The sequence below is a fragment of the Thermus thermamylovorans genome (assembly GCF_004307015.1).
Lineage (GTDB): Bacteria > Deinococcota > Deinococci > Deinococcales > Thermaceae > Thermus > Thermus thermamylovorans.
Genome location: NZ_SIJL01000009.1, coordinates 14,918 through 30,009, shown reverse-complemented (window position 1 = coordinate 30,009; position 15,092 = coordinate 14,918). Strand labels below are relative to the sequence as shown.

The following is a 15,092-nucleotide window of genomic DNA, read 5'->3' as shown; positions in this document are numbered from 1 at the left end:
GGTTGTGGGCCGCGCCGCGGTGGGGGCCCCCCGCCGGGGCCCTCAGCCCGCCACGAGCTCCCGGTAGCTCGGCACCCCGAGGAAGCCCTCCGCCAGGAGCACCGCCCGGGCGATGGCCCGGGCGAGGGCGTCGGCGGCGTAGGCCCCGAGGCGCAAAAGGGCCATGGGGTCCACCCCCCGCCCGTCCCCCAGGGCCAGGGCGAAGACCAGGTCCCCGTCCAGGGGGGTGTGGGCCGGGCGGATGGCCCGGGCGATCCCGTCCTGGGCCATGATGGCCAGGCGCCGGGCCTGGGCTTTGCTGAGGGGGGCGTCCGTGGCCACCACCCCTAAGGTGGTGTTCTGGCCCGGAAGATAGGGGAAGCGGTGGTCCTCCTCCCTCCCCTGGTAGCGGGAGAGGTCCGGGAGGAGGGCCTTTTCCTCCACGGCCAGGAGGCCTTCCGCGTAGAGCCTGCCCGTCCGGGGGTCGAAGGGCCGCCCCAGGCTGTTCACCGCCGCCAGGGCTGCGACCCGAAACCCCTCCTCCAGGAGGTAGCCCGCCAGGCCCACCCCGCCCTTGACCCCGCCGGCCACCGCCCCCGTGCCCGCTCCCACGCCGCCTTCCCCCACCTCCTCCCCTACCGCCAAGGCCGCCTGGTACCCTGCCTCCGCCCCCGGCGGCCGGTGGAGCCTGCCCCGGCCCAGGTCGTAGAGGACCGCCGCGGGCACGATGGGCACCACCCCGCCGGGGGTGGGAAAGCCCCTGCCCCTTTCCGCCAGGTAGCGCACCACCCCCTCCGCCGCCGCCAGGCCAAAGGCGCTTCCCCCCGTGAGCACCACCGCCTGCACCCTTTCCACGGTGTTTTCCGGCCGGAGGAGGTCCGTCTCCCGGGTGCCGGGGGCCGCCCCCCGCACGTCGGCCGCCGCCACCGCCCCCTCCGCCGCCAGGACCACGGTGCAGCCGGTCCGGGCCTCGAGGTCCGTGAAGTGACCCACCCCAAGGCCCAAGGGAAGGGCCTTCCCGCCCCACAAGGCTTCCGCCATGGGACCAGTATGGTGTAGGCTGAACCCGGATGCAAGGAGGCTTCATGTGGGAATACCTCGTCCACGGCGAGCCTACGCCCCGGGTGGCGGCCCTGCTGGAGGGGGTGGGGCAGGCCCTCGAGGCCCAAGGGTTTCGCCAAAACCCCCAGGCGGAGGCTCCCAACCTGGTGCTGAACGCCATCGCCCCGGAAAACCCCAAACCCTACCGCCGTAAGGCCCAGGCCACCTTCGTGGCCTCGGTGCTGGAGCTTCCCCACTTCCCGGAAAACCCCCTGCAAAACCTCTACCCCTACCTGGTCCGGGCGCTTTCCAACGTCCTCCTGGCCTACGTCCCCGGGCAGGGGGTGAAGTTCCTCACCTTGGAGCTCGGCCACTACGAGGAACCCGAAGGGGCGGCGTTTTACGAGCGGGTGGCCGCGCGCCTAAGGCCCATCGCCTGCAGCCGACTGGTGATCAACAACCTCTTCGAGCCCGACCTGGAGCCCGAGCTCTGGGAGGGGGACGAGCTCACGAAAAGCCTCCACCGGGCGGGCAAGAGGCTCAAGGAGTGGGACCTCCTCCCCGCCCCCTTTCCCATAGAGGAGATCCTCCCCCCCGAGGACCTGCGCCACGTGAAGAGGCTCTACGGCATCGGAGGTCTCTCCTACGGCAACCTCTCCGTGCGCAAGGACGAGCGCCGCTTCTGGATGTCGGCGAGCGGGGTGGACAAGGCGAACCTGAAGGCGGTGGGCCGGGACATCCTCATGGTCAAGGGCTACGACCCGGGAAGGAACGCCATCCTCCTCTCCATCCCCCCCCATGTGGAGCCCAGGCGGGTGAGCGTGGACGCCATAGAACACTGGATGATTTACCGGGAGCACCCCGGGGTGGGGGCCATCCTGCACGTGCATGCCTGGATGGAGGGCGTCCCCGCCACCCCCTTCAACTACCCCTGCGGCACCTACGAGCTGGCCCAGGCGGTGGCGGAGAAGGTGCGGGAGGCTCCTGACCCCACCCGGGCGGTGGTGGGCCTCAAGAACCACGGCCTCACCATCACCGGCCGCAGCATGGACGAGATCCTTGAGAGGATCGAGGGCCGGCTCATCCGCACCGTGCCCATGGTATGAAGGCCCTCCTCTACACCCCCTCCCTGCCCCGCTTTTTCGCCGCCCGGGCCCTAGGCAAGCGCTTTCCCAGGGGGCTTCTCCCCTTGCGCCTGGCGGAGGTGCCCCTGCCCGAGCGGGAGGGCTTCGTCCGGGTCCGGGTGCGCCTAAGCGGGGTCTGCGGCTCGGACCTGGCCCTCCTCTATGGGAAAAGCCCCCCTACCATCAGCCCCTTCTTCTCCTTCCCCGCCGTCTTGGGCCACGAGGTCCTGGGGGAGGTGGAGGGGAGCCTGGTGGCGGTGAACCCTCTCCTCTCCTGCGCCGACCGGGGCCTTCCCCCCTGCCCCGCCTGCCAGAGGGGAGAGGAGGGGCTTTGCCAGAACGTGGCCGAAGGGGCCCTGGCCCCGGGGATGCTGGGGTACAACCGCGACCTCCCCGGGGGCTGGGGGGAGTGGATCCTGGTCCGCCCCGAAAGGCTTTACCCCATTCCCCCGGGGGTACCCGAGGCGCGGGCGGTCCTCGCCGAGCCCCTGGCGGTGGTCTTGCGGGGGCTTAAGAAGCTCAGGCCCTGGCCGGAGGAACTGCTGGTGCTGGGCATGGGCACCCTGGGCCTCCTGGCCGTGGGGCTCCTGAGGGCCTTGGGCTTCGCCGGCAAGGTCTACGCCGTGGCCAAGTACCCTCACCAGGGGGAAAGGGCCCGGGCCTTCGGGGCGGATGGGGTTTACGGAACCGCCCGGGAGGCCCTCCTGGCCCGGGCCCGGCGCTACCGCTACCTCCTCTTCGAGGGGTACCGGGGAGGATACCAGGCGGTGGTGGAAGCCTCGGGAAGCGGCCGGGGCTTCCGGGAAGCCCTGGCCCTGGCCCAAGAAGGGGGAAAGGTTCTCCTCCTGGGGGCCCCGGGGCTGGAGTGGGCCGATCTCTCCCCCTTCTGGTTCAAGGAGGTGGGCCTCCTGGGGAGCTACACCTACACCCGGGAGGAGTTCGCCGAGGCCGTGGGCCTCCTGCCCAACCTCCGGGGTCTGGAAGGCCTGGTGGGGGGTACCTTCCCCCTGGAAAGGTGGCCCGAGGCCCTCGCCGCCCGCGGCAAGGCCCTTCTCAGACCCGGCTGAAGGGCCTTGGGAAGCGGCAGCCCCGCCTCCCGGGCCTACCGGCCTACCCGGCAGACCCCTACCCCCTGCCCCCGGTCCACCCGGCATTCCCGGGGGCAGAGATCGCAGCCGGCCAAGGACTCGAGGGCCGCCGCCCGCTCCTTGAGGCAGGCTTCCCCGTAGGCCCGGAGGGAGACGGGGAGGTGGCCCCGGAGGACAAAGCGGCCGTCTCCGTGGACCTCCGTAGGCACCCCGGCCACCATGGGCAGCCTCGCTGTGCCAAAAAGGTGGCCACCCCCCTAGCACCTCTGCCCCCTTGGCGCTATACTCCGGCCAACCCGGAGGCAGCCGTGGCCTGGGAAGAAGCCTTTCAGGAAGCAGGGGAAAAGCTCAGGGGCCTGCTTAAGGAGATCAAGCGTGTCATCGTGGGCCAGGACCGCCTCCTGGAGAGAATGCTGGTGGCCCTCCTGGCCCGGGGCCATCTGCTCATCGAGGGGGTACCGGGGCTGGCCAAGACCCTGGCGGTCAAGACCCTAAGCCAGGCCTTGGGGGGCACCTTCAAGAGGATCCAGTTCACCCCCGACCTGGTGCCCGCGGACCTCCTGGGCACCCGGGTCTACAACCCCAAGGAGGGGGAGTTCCGCACCGAGCTCGGACCCATCTTCGCCCACCTCCTCCTGGCCGACGAGATCAACCGGGCCCCCGCCAAGGTGCAGTCGGCCCTCCTGGAGGCCATGCAGGAGCGCCAGGTAACCATCGGCAAGGAGACCTACCCCTTGCCGGATCCCTTTTTGGTTCTCGCCACCCAAAACCCCATCGAGAGCGAGGGCACCTATCCCCTGCCCGAGGCCCAGCTGGACCGCTTCCTCCTCAAGGTGGTGGTGGACTATCCCGCCTTCCACGAGGAGCTCCGGATCGTGGAGCGCATGACGGCGGGGGAAGAGATCCGGGTGGCGAAGGTCCTCCCCCTGGAGGAGCTCCTGGCCATCTCCCGCCTGGCCGACCGGGTCTACGTCCACCCCAAGGTGGCGGAGTACGCGGTCGCCCTGGTGCAAGCCACCCGGGACCTGGAGGGGGCAGGGCTTAGGGACCTCAAGCCCTTCGTGGCCTACGGGGCAAGCCCTAGAGCTTCCTTGGCCCTAGTCCAGGGGGCTAAGTCCCTGGCCCTCCTGCGGGGCCGGGCCCACGCCCTTCCCGAGGAGGTGCGCGACCTCTACTTGGACGCCCTCCGCCACCGCCTGGTCCTCTCTTACCAGGCCCTGGCGGAAGGGGTGAGGGCGGAAAGCGTGCTGGAGGCCATCCTGAAGCGCTTCCCTCCGCCCTTCGTGCCCTTCCACGACCCCCATGGAGACGCCCGAAGCCCTTTTGGCCCGGCTGGAGCTTGAAGCGGTACGTCCCCTAGACGGGTTCCTCTTCGGGGACTATCGGGGAGTGTTCTACGGGAAGAGCCTGGAGCTGGCGGAAATCTCCCCCTATAGCCCAGGGGACGAGGCGGAGCGCATTGACTGGCCGGCCACCGCCCGCACGGGGGAGCTCCACGTGCGCCGCTTCCGCGAGGAGCGGGAGCTCACCCTCTGGCTCCTCCTGGACGGGAGCCCCTCCATGCGCTTCGGCTCCCGCAGGCGGGAGAAGTACCGCCTGGCCCTGGAACTGGCCCTGGCCATCGCCTACATCGCCCTGCGCCACGGAAACCGGGTGGGAGCCATCCTGCCCGCTGGCCTTCTGCCCCCCCGGGGGGGCAAGGCCCAGGCCCTCCTCCTGGCCCGGGAGGCCCAAAGGACCGGGGGAAGCCGCCCCCTGGGGGAGGCCCTGGACCTCCTGGGACGGGTGGGAAGGCGGCGGAGTCTCTCCTTTGTCTTCTCGGACTTCCTGGACCCCTTTTACGCCCCCCTCGCCCGCCTGGCCGCCCGGCACGACCTGGTGGCGGTCCTGGTGGAAGACCCTTGGGAGCGGGAACTGCCCGGGGCGGGGGTGCTCCCCTTCTTCGACCCGGAAACGGGGGAGGAGGTAGAGGTGAACGCTTTGGACGGCCGGGTGCGGGAGGCTTACCGGAGGCGGGCCGAGGCCCTCCGGCGGGCAAGGGTGGGGGAGATCCGGCGGGCGGGGGCGGACCTCCTCCCGGCCTCCACGGAGGAGGACCTGGTTCCCCTGCTCCTCCGCTTCGTGGAGAGGAGGCGAAAGTGGCCTTCAAGAGCCCCGAGGGTTTCCTCCTAGGCCTTGTTCTCCTCGGGACCGGGGTAGCCCTCCTCTGGCTCAGCCACCGGGCGGGCCAAAGGCGGCTTGGCCGCTTCCTGGACCCCCACCTCCTCCCCCGGACCAGGCCCCTACCCCTGCCGTACCTCCTGGGCCTTTTGCTCCTCCTTCTGGCGGCGGGCCGCCCCGAGGCCAGCCTGCCCTGGCGGGAGAACCTCACCCAGGTGATGCTGGTGGTGGACACCAGCCACTCCATGGCCGCGGATGACGAGCCCCCAAGCCGCCTGGAACGGGCCAAAGCCCTGGCAAAGGCCTTCCTGACGGGCCTGGACCCCTCGGCCAAGGTGGGGCTCGTGGGGTTCGGCCCCCACGGGGCCCTCCTCTTCCCCCCCTCCACAGACCGCGAGGGGCTTCTGGAGGTTCTGGAAGCCCTCCGCCCCCAGGGGAACACCGCCTTGGCCCAGGGTCTGGCCGTGGCCCGCCGGGCCCTGAGGCCGGAAGGGCCCGCGGGCCGGGACCTGCCCGAAGCCCGCCCCCCGGCGGCCCTCCTGGTCCTCTCCGACGGGGCCGCCAACGTGGGGGGCGATCCCGTGGAGGAGGGCCGGGCCCTGGCCCGGGCGGGCCTGCCCGTCTTCGTCCGTCCCCTGGGGGACCCCCGGGGTACGGTGAGCCGTATCGGTGAGGGGCTTTTCTTCGTCCCCGCCGACCCCCTCGGCCTCTTGCGCCTAGCCCAGGCCACGGGAGGAGGGGTGCTGGAGGAGGACTTCCGGCCCCTGTACCGGGTCCTGAAGCCCCACCGCGCCTGGCGGAGGCAGCCCCGGGACCTCTCCCAGGCCCTGGTGGCAGCCGGCTTCCTCCTCTTCGCCTTCGGGGCCTACCGGAGCCTGGCCCAGGAAGGGAGGTGGCCGTGAGCCTTCTGGCCCCCGAGGCCCTAAGCCTCCTGTTCCTCTTGGGCTTCCTCCTCCTCGGCCTCCACCGGAGGAGGCCCAAAGCCCGCCTACCCCATCCCCTCGTCCCCCTCCTCCGGGAGGCGGCCCGGGAGGCCCGGGGGCCTTTGCCCTGGCTTCCCACCCTCCTGTTTGCCCTGGGCCTCCTCCTCCTGGCCCTAGCGGCGGCCCGGCCCCTCCTCCCCCTGCCCGGCCGGGGAGGAGGGGGGGTGGCCATCCTGGTGGTGGACGTGAGCCGAAGCATGATGGCCACCGACCTCAGGCCAAACCGCCTCGAGGCCGCCAAGGAGGCGGCCCGGACTTTCCTCCAGGAGGCGCCCCCGGGGGTGCGGATCGGCCTGGTGGCCTTTAGCGGTTTCGCCCAGACCCTCCAGCCCCCCACCCGGGACCGCCCGCGCCTCCTCCAGAGTCTGGAAAGCCTGGAGTTCGGCCGCTCCACGGCCATCGGGGAAGGCCTCCTGGAGGCTTTGCGGCTAATCCGCGAGGCGGGGGGCCGGGGGGAGATCCTCCTCCTCACCGACGGGCGCAACCGCACCGGGGCGGACCCCTTGGAGGCCGCGGCCGAGGCCGCCCGGATGGGGGTGCGCATCTTCGCCGTGGGGGTGGGGGTACCCGGCTGGACCCCGGGCCCAGAGGACCCGGTGAGCGGTTTGGGCTTCCTCGCCGGAGCCTTTGAACTGGACGAAGAGCTCCTGTGGTCCTTGGCAGCCTTCACCGGGGGCCAGTACTACCTGGTGACCTCGGAGGGGGACCTGTCCGCCCTGTACCGGGAGCTGGCCCAGGGCCTGCGCCTGGAGGCGCGGACCGCGGAGGCCACCGGGCCTTTGGGCCTTCTGGGGGGCTTCCTGGCCCTCCTGGGCCTGACCGTCCGGCGCTACCTTTCGCCCGCCTGAGCACCCCGCTGCGGCCTGGGCTGAGGCGCGGGGGCCTCAGAGAGGTGCGCAGGCCGGTGTTCCTCTCCCGGTGGGGCAACCTGGGCGCAGCGGCACCTAGGAGCCGCCGAAGGGGTTTGGGGCGGGCTGCACAGGGAGGAGTTCCTGGGGCTCCCCCCCGGGGATGGGAAGCAGGCGGAAAAACTCCCCGTTCCAGAAGAGGTACACCTGGGGCTCGCAGCTCCCCTCCTCCCCCTGGGGGAAGGGGAAGGATTGCACGGGAAGGACGCCGTAGGCCTCTTGCGGGCCCAAGGGATCCCGGGCCGCCGGGAAGGCGGCCATCCAGACCGCGCCCGCCCCCAGGAGCCCCCCCAGGGCCAGGCCCAAAAGGAAGGGTCTCATGCCCTAAGGGTAGCAGGCCGCCCCCCTCCGCGCAGGGAGGAAGCGCCCCTTCCCTCAAACCCCTTGCGGCCCCGCCCACCTTTTCCCCTCCTCTTCCGCCTTAGGCTGAAGCCATGCACCCCGTGGTCCTCCTGCTTTGGGGCTTCCTTCGGGCTCGGGCCCTGGCCCCGGGGGACAAGGCCCCCCTCCTCCAGGCCCAGGACAGCTACGGCCGCCCCGTGGATCTGAGGGGCACCTGGGCCGTCCTCTGGTTTTACCCCAAGGCCCATAGCCCCGGCTGCACCTTCCAGGCCAAGCGCTACTCGGAGCTCTACGAGGAGTTCCGGCGCCTGGGGGTCCAAGTCTACGGGGTGAGCCACGACCCAGCCTCCGAGCAGTGCGCCTTCTTGGAGCGGCTGGCCCTCCAGGGGGGGATGATCCCCGACCGGGACGGGCGTCTGGCCCGGGCCTACGGGGTGCGGAGCCTCTTCGGCTTCTACAGCCGGGACACGGTGCTCATCCACCCCGAGGGCCGCATCGAAAGGGTCTGGCGGGGGGTGAACCCCCTGAAGGACGCGGACACGGTCCTGGCCTACCTGAAGGGGCGCCTCCGCTGACGCCACCCCGGCCCCAGTACCCCGCCGCGGCCTGCACCCCAGGGGGGGCGCCAAAGGCCGTGGCCAGGCCCCTTCCCTTCTTCCCCGTGGGGGGACCCCCGTGCACGGGCAGCCAACCCCCGCAGACCCGGGCCCCGGAGCAAGCGGGAAAGGCTTCCAATCCGTAGCCAATCCTTGACCCAAGCGGATTCCAAGGGTATCCTGCCTGCAAATGGCGGAGCCCGTGCTGGCCTTCTTGGCCTTTCTGCCCATCCTGGTGGTGCTGGTCCTCATGCTGGGCCTGGGCTGGGGAGCGCGGCAGGCCATGCCCTTCTCCCTCCTCACCGTGGCCCTGGTGGGCCTCCTGGCCTGGCAGGTCCCCGGGGTGGTGGTCCTGGCCGCCGCCATCCAGGGGATCTGGGTGGCCCTCTCCCTGCTCTGGATCATCTTCGGGGCCCTCTTCCTGCTCGCGGTCCTGAGCCGCTCGGGGGCGGTGGAGGCCATCCGCAAGGGCCTCCGGACGGTGAGCCCCGACCGCAGGATCCAGGCCATCCTGGCGGGGTTCCTCCTGGGCTGCTTCATCGAGGGGGCCTCCGGCTTCGGCACCCCGGCGGCGGTGGTGGGACCCCTGCTCCTGGCCCTGGGCTTCCCCGCGGCGGCGGCGGTGATGGTGGGGCTCATGGCCCAGTCCACCCCCGTTTCCTTCGGGGCCATCGGCACCCCCATCCTGGTGGGGGTCCGGAGCGGGCTGGACGCCCCCCCGGTGCGGGAATACCTGGCCCTGGCGGGGGTGAGCCTCGAGGCCTACGCCTGGGAGATCGCCCGCTTCGTGGCCCTCATCCACGGCCTGGTGGGCCTCCTCATGCCCCTCCTCATCGCCATGATGCTCACCCGCTTCTTCGGGGAAAGGCGCTCCTGGCGGGAGGGCCTTGCCGTCTGGCCCTTCGCCCTCTTCGCCGGGGCGGCCTTCGTGGTGCCCTACGTGCTCACCGCCTGGACCCTGGGCCCCGAGTTCCCCTCCCTCTTCGGGGGGCTTCTGGGCCTGGCGGTGGCGGCCTACGCCGCCCGGCGGGGCTTCCTCCAGCCCAAAACCCCTTGGGACTTCCCCCGGCGGGAGGCCTGGCCCGCCTGGTGGATGGGGACCCTGGAGCCCCCCAAGGAGAAGGAGGGGCCGGGGATGCCCCTCTTCCGGGCCTGGACCCCCTATGTGGTCCTGGGCCTCCTCCTGGTCCTCACCCGGCTGGAGGCCCTCCCCTTGCGGGGCTGGCTCACCCAGGTGGACCTGGCCCTCCGGAACATCCTGGGCACCGGGATCTCCCAGGGCTGGCAGATCCTGTACTCCCCGGGGACCATCCTTCTCCTGGTGGGGGTCCTGGCGGGCCTCCTCCTCTACGGGATGGGCCCCAGGTCCATCGGCCTGGCGGCCCGGGAGGCCTTCTCCCAGGTGCGGGCGGCCTCGCTGGCCTTACTGGTGGCCCTGCCCATGGTGCGCATCTTCATCGAGTCGGGCCGGAACACCTCCGGCCTGGAGTCCATGCCCCTCCTCCTGGCGGGCTTCGTGGCCGAGAACGTGGGCCTGGCCTGGCCCGCCTTCGCCGCGGTCATCGGGGCCCTGGGGGCCTTTGTGGCCGGGAGCAACACCGTGTCCAACCTGATGTTCGCCCTCTTCCAGTGGGGGGTGGCCGACCGCCTGGGCCTGCCCCACGCCCTGATCGTGGCCCTGCAGGCGGTGGGCGGGGCCGCGGGCAACATGATCACCGTGCACAACGTGGTGGCCGCCGCGGCCGTCACCGGGCTCATCGGCCGGGAGGGGCCCCTCCTGCGCCTCACCGTCCGCCCCACCCTCCTCTACCTCCTCCTGGCGGGATTCTTTGGGTGGGTCCTGCTCCGCTTTTTCTGAGGGGCGGAAGGGGGGCTCGGTACCCCGTTAGGCCACGACGGGGCCCTGAAGGGGCTACGGGTGCGCTCTTTCCCCTGTGGATGCGCACCTAAGCCTTCTCTCAGGGAAAGGGCTCTATGATGGGGGCGTGTACGCCCTCCGCGAGGCCCTGCGCCAGATCCTCCGCCACCCCACCTCTAGCCTCGCCACCTTCTTCACCGCCCTGGTCTCCTTCGCCCTCCTCTACTTCCTGGGCCTTCTCCTTTGGAACCTGGAGCGGGTGGTGCAGGGCCTGGAGCGGGAGCTGGAGGTGGCGGCCTTTCTGGCCAGGGAGGCCGACGTGGAAGCCCTCCTGGGCGAGGTCCAGAACTGGCCCGAGGTCAGGGCGGTGCGCCTGGAGCCCAAGGAGGAGGCCCTGGCCCAGCTGATCCTGGACTACCCCTACCTGGCCGAGGCCCGCGACCTGGTGGAAAACCCCCTCCCCGACACCCTCAGGCTCAAGCTGAGCGAGCCGGAAGCGGTGCGGGAGGTGGCGGAACGGCTGAGGCGGCTTCCCGGGGTGGAGGGGGTGGAGTACGGAGGGGAGCTTACGGAACGCCTGGTACAGGTGATGGCGGGAAGCCGGGTGGCCATGGGCCTTCTGGTGGGGCTTCTCCTCCTCAACACCTTCTTCAGCGTCATGGGGGCCATCCGGCTCAGCGTGGAAAGCCGAAGGGAGGCTTTGGGTATCATGCTCCTGGTGGGCGCCACGCGGCGGTTCGTCCAGGGCCCCTTCGTGCTGGAGGGGGTCCTCCTCACCCTAGGGGCGGGGATTCTGGCCGTCCTCTTCGGCGGGCTCCTCTACCGGGCCCTGGCCCAGGCCGCCCAGGGCCTCCTCCCCTTCCTCCCCGTCCTGGGCCAGGACGACCTCCTGCGCACCGGGGGGGTGGTCCTCCTCCTGGCCCTGGTCCTGGGCGCGGGGGGGGCCTTCATGGCCAGCCGGGCCCACCTGAAGGAGGCCTGATGCGGTGGCTTTGGCCCCTTCTCCTCCTGCCCCTCCTGGCCCTGGCCCAGGACGTGGCCACCCAGGAGCGGCGGGTGCGCTCCCTGGAAGAGGAGCTGGCCCGGGCCCGGACCCTGGAGCGGCAGATGGAGGCGAGGGTCCAGGCCCTGAACCGGGAGCTGGCCCGCCTCTCCCAAAGGACGCAGAACCTGCTGGCGGAGAAGACCCGCCTCGAGGGGGAGATCGCCCGGCTGGAAGGGGAGCGGGCCGCCCTGAGGCGGGAGGTGGCCCGCCTGCAGGGGGAGGTGCGGCGCACGGAGGAGCGCATCGCCCGGCTGGAAAGGGACCTGGAAAGCCTTAAGGATCGGCTGCAGGCCCTGATGCAAAGCCTCCACCGGGAGCGGGCGGGAAGATACCTACCCCTCCTCCGGGCCCAGTCCTTCACCGACCTGGCGGTGCGGGCCCGGTGGGTGGGGTACATCTCCCGGCGGGACGCGGAGGTGGTGCGGGCCATCCAGACCACCCTCCAGGCCCTGAGGGCCGAGCGGGAGCGCCTCGGCCTCCTCCTCGCCGACCTCTCCGCCCGGGAGGAGGCCCTGGCCCGGGCGCAAAGGGGCCTGGAGGCGCGGCAGGAGGAGCTTACCGCTACCCTGGAGGCCCTGAGGCAGGAGGAGGAGGGCACCCGCGCCCTCCTCCGGGAAGCCCTAGGGGAGAGGCAGCGCCTGCAGGGGAACCTGGCGGCCCTTCAGGCCCGGATCCTGGCCGAACGGCAGCGGCTTTTGGAGCTCCAGCGCCAGGAGGAGGAGAGAAGGCGGCAGGAGGCCCTGAGGCGCCAGGCCGCGGCCCGGCCGGCCCAGGTGGTGGTCCCTCCCCCACCCCTCCCCGCCGCCGTGGGGCGCCTGGCCTTCCCCGTTCCCGGGGGCCGGGTCCTGATCCCTTACGGGCAGGAAGGCCCCTTCCAGGTGATCCAGGCCCCCGCGGCGGGGAGCCCGGTACAGGCGGCGGCCGACGGCTACGTGGCCGGCATCCTCTACCTCCCCAACCTGGGTTACACGGTGATGCTGGTGCACACGGAGACCCTGGCCACCGTCTACACCAACCTGCAGGAGCCCCTGGTGGGGGAGGGGGAGGGGGTGCGCCGGGGGCAGGTTCTGGGCTACACGGGGGGTGGCCTCCTCATCCGCCCGGAGGAGCTGGAGTTCCGGGTGGCGGTGCGGGTGGGCCTGGAGACCCGCTTCGTGGACCCGGCGGCCTACTACTAAAGCCCCTGCCGCAGCTTTCCCTGCGGCAGGGGTCCCCAAGGCCTCAAGCGGGCTCGATCAGCCCGTAGTTCCCGTCCTTGCGGCGGTAGATGACGTTGATCTCCTCGGTGTGAGCGTTCCGGAAGACGAAGAAGTCGTGGCCCAGGGCCTCCATCTGGAAGGCAGCCTCCTCGGGGTCCATGGGCTTCATCTCGAAGCGCTTGACCCGCACGATCCTGGGGCCCTCCTCCTCCTCGGGCTTGCGCAGGGCCTCCAGATCCCGCACCTCCGGGGGCGGGGGGCCTTGGTAGGAGTGGCGCTTGCCGATGAAGCGGCGCTCCCGGTAGCGCTTGAGCTGGGTCTCCAACCGGTCCACCATGCGGTCGATGGCGGCGTAGAGGTCAGGGTCCTCCTCCTCCACCCGCACGAGCCCCCCGGGGAGGTCCACCTGCACCTCGGCCTTGGCCTTCTTCTCCACGTGGGGGCTCGCCGCCAAGGAGAGCACCACCTTGGCCATGAGCTCCCCGTTCTGGTAGCGGTCCAGGCGGGAAAGCTTCCGCTCCACGTAGTCCCGGATGGCGTCGGTGATCTCCAGGTTACGGCCGATGAGCTTGTAGACGTTCACATGCCCTCCTTTCCGCCCCGGTCAGGGCTTTCCCTTACCCTTATGCTACCACCCTCCCCAGGGCGCTCGTCCCGCACCACCTGCCCCGCCTTCAGGACCACCACCCGGGCGGGGTAGGCCTCCAGGAGCTCCCGGCTGTGGGTGGCCACCACCACCGTGGCCCCCCGGGCGTGGGCCCCTTTGAGGATCTCCAGGACGGAGAGGGCGTTGCCCGGGTCCAGGTTGCCCGTGGGCTCGTCGGCCAGAACCACGGGGGGGTCCAGGAGGAGGGCCCGGGCCAGGGCCACCCGCTGGGCCTCCCCCACGGAGAGCTCCTCGGGAAAGGCCCGCTTCTTGTGGAAAAGCCCCACCCGGCGCAGGGCGGTGGCGATCCGCTCGGGCCATTCTTTGCGCCTGACCCCCTGAACCTCCAGGACGAAAGCCAGGTTCTCCTCCACCGTCATGTCGGCGAGAAGGCGGTGATCCTGGAAGACCATGCCGATGCGGCGCCGGTGGAAGGCCACCTGGTCCCCCCGGAGGTGCCTCAGGTTCTGCCCGGCGAAGTAGACCGCCCCCTGGGTGGGCAGGAGCCTCCTGAGGATGAGGGCAAGCAGGGTGGACTTCCCCGCCCCCGAGTGGCCCACCACGTAGACGAACTCCCCCTTTTTGACCTCCAGGTTCACGTGGTAAAGGGCCTTGGTCCCGGTCCGGGGGTACTCCAGGCTCACCCGGTGGAAGGCGATCATGCCCCCACTATACGGGGTACCCATGGGCCAGGCCACGCTCGTTTCTCACGGAAGGGGGCTATAGTAGAAGTCAGGTGAGGGAGAAGATGAAGCGAAGCGCGTGGATCGTCGCGGGGCTGGGCGTGCTCTTGGCCCTGGTGTACGCCCAACTGCCCCGCCCCCAGGCGGAAAGCCTTCTGCAGAACCCCAACGGCCAGGCCCTCCTCGAGGTCTACCAACGCCTGCAGCAGGACTACCTGGAAACCCTGCCCCGGGAAAGGCTCAACGCCCTTCTGGAAGGGGCCATCGGCGGCATGATCTCCTCCCTGAAGGACCCCTTCACCAGCTACTCCCCACCCCAAAGGGCAAGCCTTCGCCAGGAGGACCTCCGGGGGGAGTTCTTCGGCATCGGGGCCACCCTAAGCCCCGCCAACCCCGACGGCACCGGGGCCCGGATCATCGGGGTGATGCCAGGCCTGCCCGCCCAGCGGGCGGGGATGCGGGCGGGGGACGTGATCCTGGAGGTGGACGGGGAGGACGTCACCGGCCTCCCCCTCCAGGAGGTGGTGGCCCGGATCCGCGGGCGGGAGGGCACCCAGGTGACCATCTCCGTGCGCCGGGAAGGGGTGCCCTCCCCCCTGGTCTTCGAGCTGGTGCGGGAGCGGGTGGAGATCATCTCCGTCTCCACGGGGCGCATCGGCGAGGTGGGCTACATCGCCCTGGAGACCTTCGGCAACTTCCGGGTGGAGGACCAGCTCAAAAGGGCCATCGACGAGCTTAAGGCCCAGGGGGTGACCAAGCTCATCTTCGACCTGCGGGACAACGGGGGCGGCCTCCTGGACCAGGGCTGCGCCGTGGCCAGCGCCTTCCTCCGGGAGGGCCCCATCGTCTACACCCGCACCCGGAACCTCACCCGGGTCTGGTGCGAGGCCTCGGGGAGGCCCCTCTGGGACGGGCCCATGGTGGTCCTGGTGAACGGCAACTCCGCCTCCGCCAGCGAGATCGTGGCCGGGGCCCTCCAGGACTACGGCCGGGCCAAGGTGATCGGGGAGCGCACCTTCGGCAAGGGGGTGGGCCAGACCCCCTACACCCTGGCCAACGGGGGGGAGCTCACCCTGGTGACCTTCGAGTGGCTCACCCCCAAGCGGCGGGCCCTGAACCGGGAGGGCCTGACCCCGGACCTCGAGGTGCCGGACACCCGCTTCCCCACCCCCTTCTCCTTCCAGGGAGCGGGGGCCCCGCCGGGGGCGGAGATCACCGTGACCCTCAACGGCCGCACGGTCACGGTTCGGGCCGACGAGGAGGGGAAGTTCACCTACGCCGAGCCCCAGCGCCAGCGCCCCCTGGCCGAGGAGCGGGGCCGGGCGGTCTTGGACCTGGAGAACGACGCCATCCTGCGGCGGGCCCTGGAGGAGCTGGGCGTCCGCTAGCCCCCGCCAAAGCCGGGGGGCCGGGGCTTACCCCGGCCCCCCCTCGCCTACC

The 15,092-nt window shown here is 71.3% G+C and carries 16 protein-coding genes; 11 read left to right on the top strand and 5 right to left on the bottom strand.

Annotation, left to right across the window (positions count from 1 at the left end):
* Positions 1 to 42: 42 nt before the first annotated feature.
* Positions 43 to 1,020 (bottom strand): P1 family peptidase, encoded by a 978-nt coding sequence (locus ETP66_RS07845; RefSeq protein WP_130842083.1) that lies wholly within the window; start codon positions 1,018 to 1,020, stop codon positions 43 to 45.
* A 44-nt stretch (positions 1,021 to 1,064) separates the two neighbouring features.
* Here ETP66_RS07845 and ETP66_RS07840 point away from each other — a divergent pair, with 44 nt between their 5' ends.
* Entirely contained in the window at positions 1,065 to 2,126 is a 1,062-nt protein-coding gene (locus tag ETP66_RS07840) for a class II aldolase/adducin family protein (protein WP_130842082.1), read from the top strand.
* Positions 2,123 to 3,211 carry a zinc-dependent alcohol dehydrogenase gene (locus ETP66_RS07835; protein WP_130842081.1) on the top strand — a complete coding sequence of 363 codons (1,089 nt, stop codon included), beginning with the start codon at positions 2,123 to 2,125 and terminating at the stop codon, positions 3,209 to 3,211. Before ETP66_RS07840 ends, ETP66_RS07835 begins: the two co-directional genes overlap by 4 nt.
* A gap of 35 nt (positions 3,212 to 3,246) precedes the next feature.
* Here ETP66_RS07835 and ETP66_RS07830 read toward each other — a convergent pair whose 3' ends face one another.
* Positions 3,247 to 3,450, bottom strand: a complete 204-nt coding sequence (locus tag ETP66_RS07830) for a hypothetical protein (RefSeq protein WP_145964256.1) — start codon at positions 3,448 to 3,450, stop codon at positions 3,247 to 3,249.
* A 90-nt stretch (positions 3,451 to 3,540) separates the two neighbouring features.
* Here ETP66_RS07830 and ETP66_RS07825 point away from each other — a divergent pair, with 90 nt between their 5' ends.
* The 4 genes from ETP66_RS07825 to ETP66_RS07810 are packed head-to-tail and all read left to right on the top strand — an operon-like array spanning position 3,541 to position 7,223.
* On the top strand, positions 3,541 to 4,575 hold the full coding sequence (locus ETP66_RS07825; RefSeq protein WP_130842079.1) for an AAA family ATPase: 1,035 nt from the start codon (positions 3,541 to 3,543) through the stop codon (positions 4,573 to 4,575).
* Positions 4,535 to 5,404, top strand: a complete 870-nt coding sequence (locus tag ETP66_RS12400; RefSeq protein WP_130842078.1) for a DUF58 domain-containing protein — start codon at positions 4,535 to 4,537, stop codon at positions 5,402 to 5,404. Before ETP66_RS07825 ends, ETP66_RS12400 begins: the two co-directional genes overlap by 41 nt.
* Positions 5,371 to 6,294 (top strand): vWA domain-containing protein, encoded by a 924-nt coding sequence (locus tag ETP66_RS07815; protein WP_130842077.1) that lies wholly within the window; start codon positions 5,371 to 5,373, stop codon positions 6,292 to 6,294. The genes ETP66_RS12400 and ETP66_RS07815 overlap by 34 nt, the downstream gene beginning before the upstream one ends.
* Positions 6,291 to 7,223 (top strand): vWA domain-containing protein, encoded by a 933-nt coding sequence (locus ETP66_RS07810; RefSeq protein ID WP_130842076.1) that lies wholly within the window; start codon positions 6,291 to 6,293, stop codon positions 7,221 to 7,223. The genes ETP66_RS07815 and ETP66_RS07810 overlap by 4 nt, the downstream gene beginning before the upstream one ends.
* Positions 7,224 to 7,319: 96 nt before the next feature.
* On the opposite strand, the gene ETP66_RS07805 is transcribed toward ETP66_RS07810, so the two are convergent.
* Entirely contained in the window at positions 7,320 to 7,604 is a 285-nt protein-coding gene (locus ETP66_RS07805; RefSeq protein WP_130842075.1) for a hypothetical protein, read from the bottom strand.
* Between the two features lie 113 nt (positions 7,605 to 7,717).
* Between ETP66_RS07805 and ETP66_RS07800 the strand changes: the two genes are divergently transcribed.
* The 4 genes from ETP66_RS07800 (at position 7,718) to ETP66_RS07785 (ending at position 12,302) form a co-directional block, all read left to right on the top strand.
* Complete coding sequence (locus ETP66_RS07800; protein WP_130842074.1) at positions 7,718 to 8,200, top strand: peroxiredoxin; 483 nt, start codon at positions 7,718 to 7,720, stop codon at positions 8,198 to 8,200.
* 211 nt (positions 8,201 to 8,411) lie between these two features.
* Positions 8,412 to 10,079 carry an L-lactate permease gene (locus ETP66_RS07795; protein WP_130842073.1) on the top strand — a complete coding sequence of 556 codons (1,668 nt, stop codon included), beginning with the start codon at positions 8,412 to 8,414 and terminating at the stop codon, positions 10,077 to 10,079.
* 127 nt (positions 10,080 to 10,206) lie between these two features.
* Entirely contained in the window at positions 10,207 to 11,061 is an 855-nt protein-coding gene (locus ETP66_RS07790) for a cell division protein FtsX (protein ID WP_130842072.1), read from the top strand.
* Positions 11,061 to 12,302: a murein hydrolase activator EnvC family protein gene (locus ETP66_RS07785; RefSeq protein ID WP_130842071.1), complete on the top strand. Its 1,242-nt coding sequence runs from the start codon at positions 11,061 to 11,063 to the stop codon at positions 12,300 to 12,302. The genes ETP66_RS07790 and ETP66_RS07785 overlap by 1 nt, the downstream gene beginning before the upstream one ends.
* 43 nt (positions 12,303 to 12,345) lie before the next feature.
* On the opposite strand, the gene hpf is transcribed toward ETP66_RS07785, so the two are convergent.
* Together hpf and ftsE are read right to left on the bottom strand one after the other, a co-directional pair.
* Complete coding sequence (gene hpf / locus ETP66_RS07780; protein ID WP_130842070.1) at positions 12,346 to 12,906, bottom strand: ribosome hibernation-promoting factor, HPF/YfiA family; 561 nt, start codon at positions 12,904 to 12,906, stop codon at positions 12,346 to 12,348.
* Positions 12,903 to 13,631, bottom strand: a complete 729-nt coding sequence (ftsE, locus tag ETP66_RS07775) for a cell division ATP-binding protein FtsE (protein ID WP_130842069.1) — start codon at positions 13,629 to 13,631, stop codon at positions 12,903 to 12,905. Before ftsE ends, hpf begins: the two co-directional genes overlap by 4 nt.
* An 86-nt stretch (positions 13,632 to 13,717) precedes the next feature.
* Here ftsE and ETP66_RS07770 point away from each other — a divergent pair, with 86 nt between their 5' ends.
* Positions 13,718 to 15,040: a S41 family peptidase gene (locus ETP66_RS07770; RefSeq protein WP_130842068.1), complete on the top strand. Its 1,323-nt coding sequence runs from the start codon at positions 13,718 to 13,720 to the stop codon at positions 15,038 to 15,040.
* Positions 15,041 to 15,092 lie beyond the last annotated feature (52 nt).

What these genes read in the sequence shown, in the direction of transcription:
- ETP66_RS07845 (WP_130842083.1), bottom strand. Translation starts at nt 1,020, where the DNA reads ATGGCGGAAGCCTTGTGGGGCGGGAAGGCCCTTCCCTTGGGCCTTGGG.
- ETP66_RS12400 (WP_130842078.1), top strand. Translation starts at nt 4,535, where the DNA reads ATGGAGACGCCCGAAGCCCTTTTGGCCCGGCTGGAGCTTGAAGCGGTA.
- ftsE (WP_130842069.1), bottom strand. Translation starts at nt 13,631, where the DNA reads ATGATCGCCTTCCACCGGGTGAGCCTGGAGTACCCCCGGACCGGGACC.
- ETP66_RS07795 (WP_130842073.1), top strand. Translation starts at nt 8,412, where the DNA reads ATGGCGGAGCCCGTGCTGGCCTTCTTGGCCTTTCTGCCCATCCTGGTG.
- ETP66_RS07770 (WP_130842068.1), top strand. Translation starts at nt 13,718, where the DNA reads ATGAAGCGAAGCGCGTGGATCGTCGCGGGGCTGGGCGTGCTCTTGGCC.
- ETP66_RS07800 (WP_130842074.1), top strand. Translation starts at nt 7,718, where the DNA reads ATGCACCCCGTGGTCCTCCTGCTTTGGGGCTTCCTTCGGGCTCGGGCC.
- ETP66_RS07840 (WP_130842082.1), top strand. Translation starts at nt 1,065, where the DNA reads ATGTGGGAATACCTCGTCCACGGCGAGCCTACGCCCCGGGTGGCGGCC.
- ETP66_RS07835 (WP_130842081.1), top strand. Translation starts at nt 2,123, where the DNA reads ATGAAGGCCCTCCTCTACACCCCCTCCCTGCCCCGCTTTTTCGCCGCC.
- ETP66_RS07785 (WP_130842071.1), top strand. Translation starts at nt 11,061, where the DNA reads ATGCGGTGGCTTTGGCCCCTTCTCCTCCTGCCCCTCCTGGCCCTGGCC.
- ETP66_RS07805 (WP_130842075.1), bottom strand. Translation starts at nt 7,604, where the DNA reads ATGAGACCCTTCCTTTTGGGCCTGGCCCTGGGGGGGCTCCTGGGGGCG.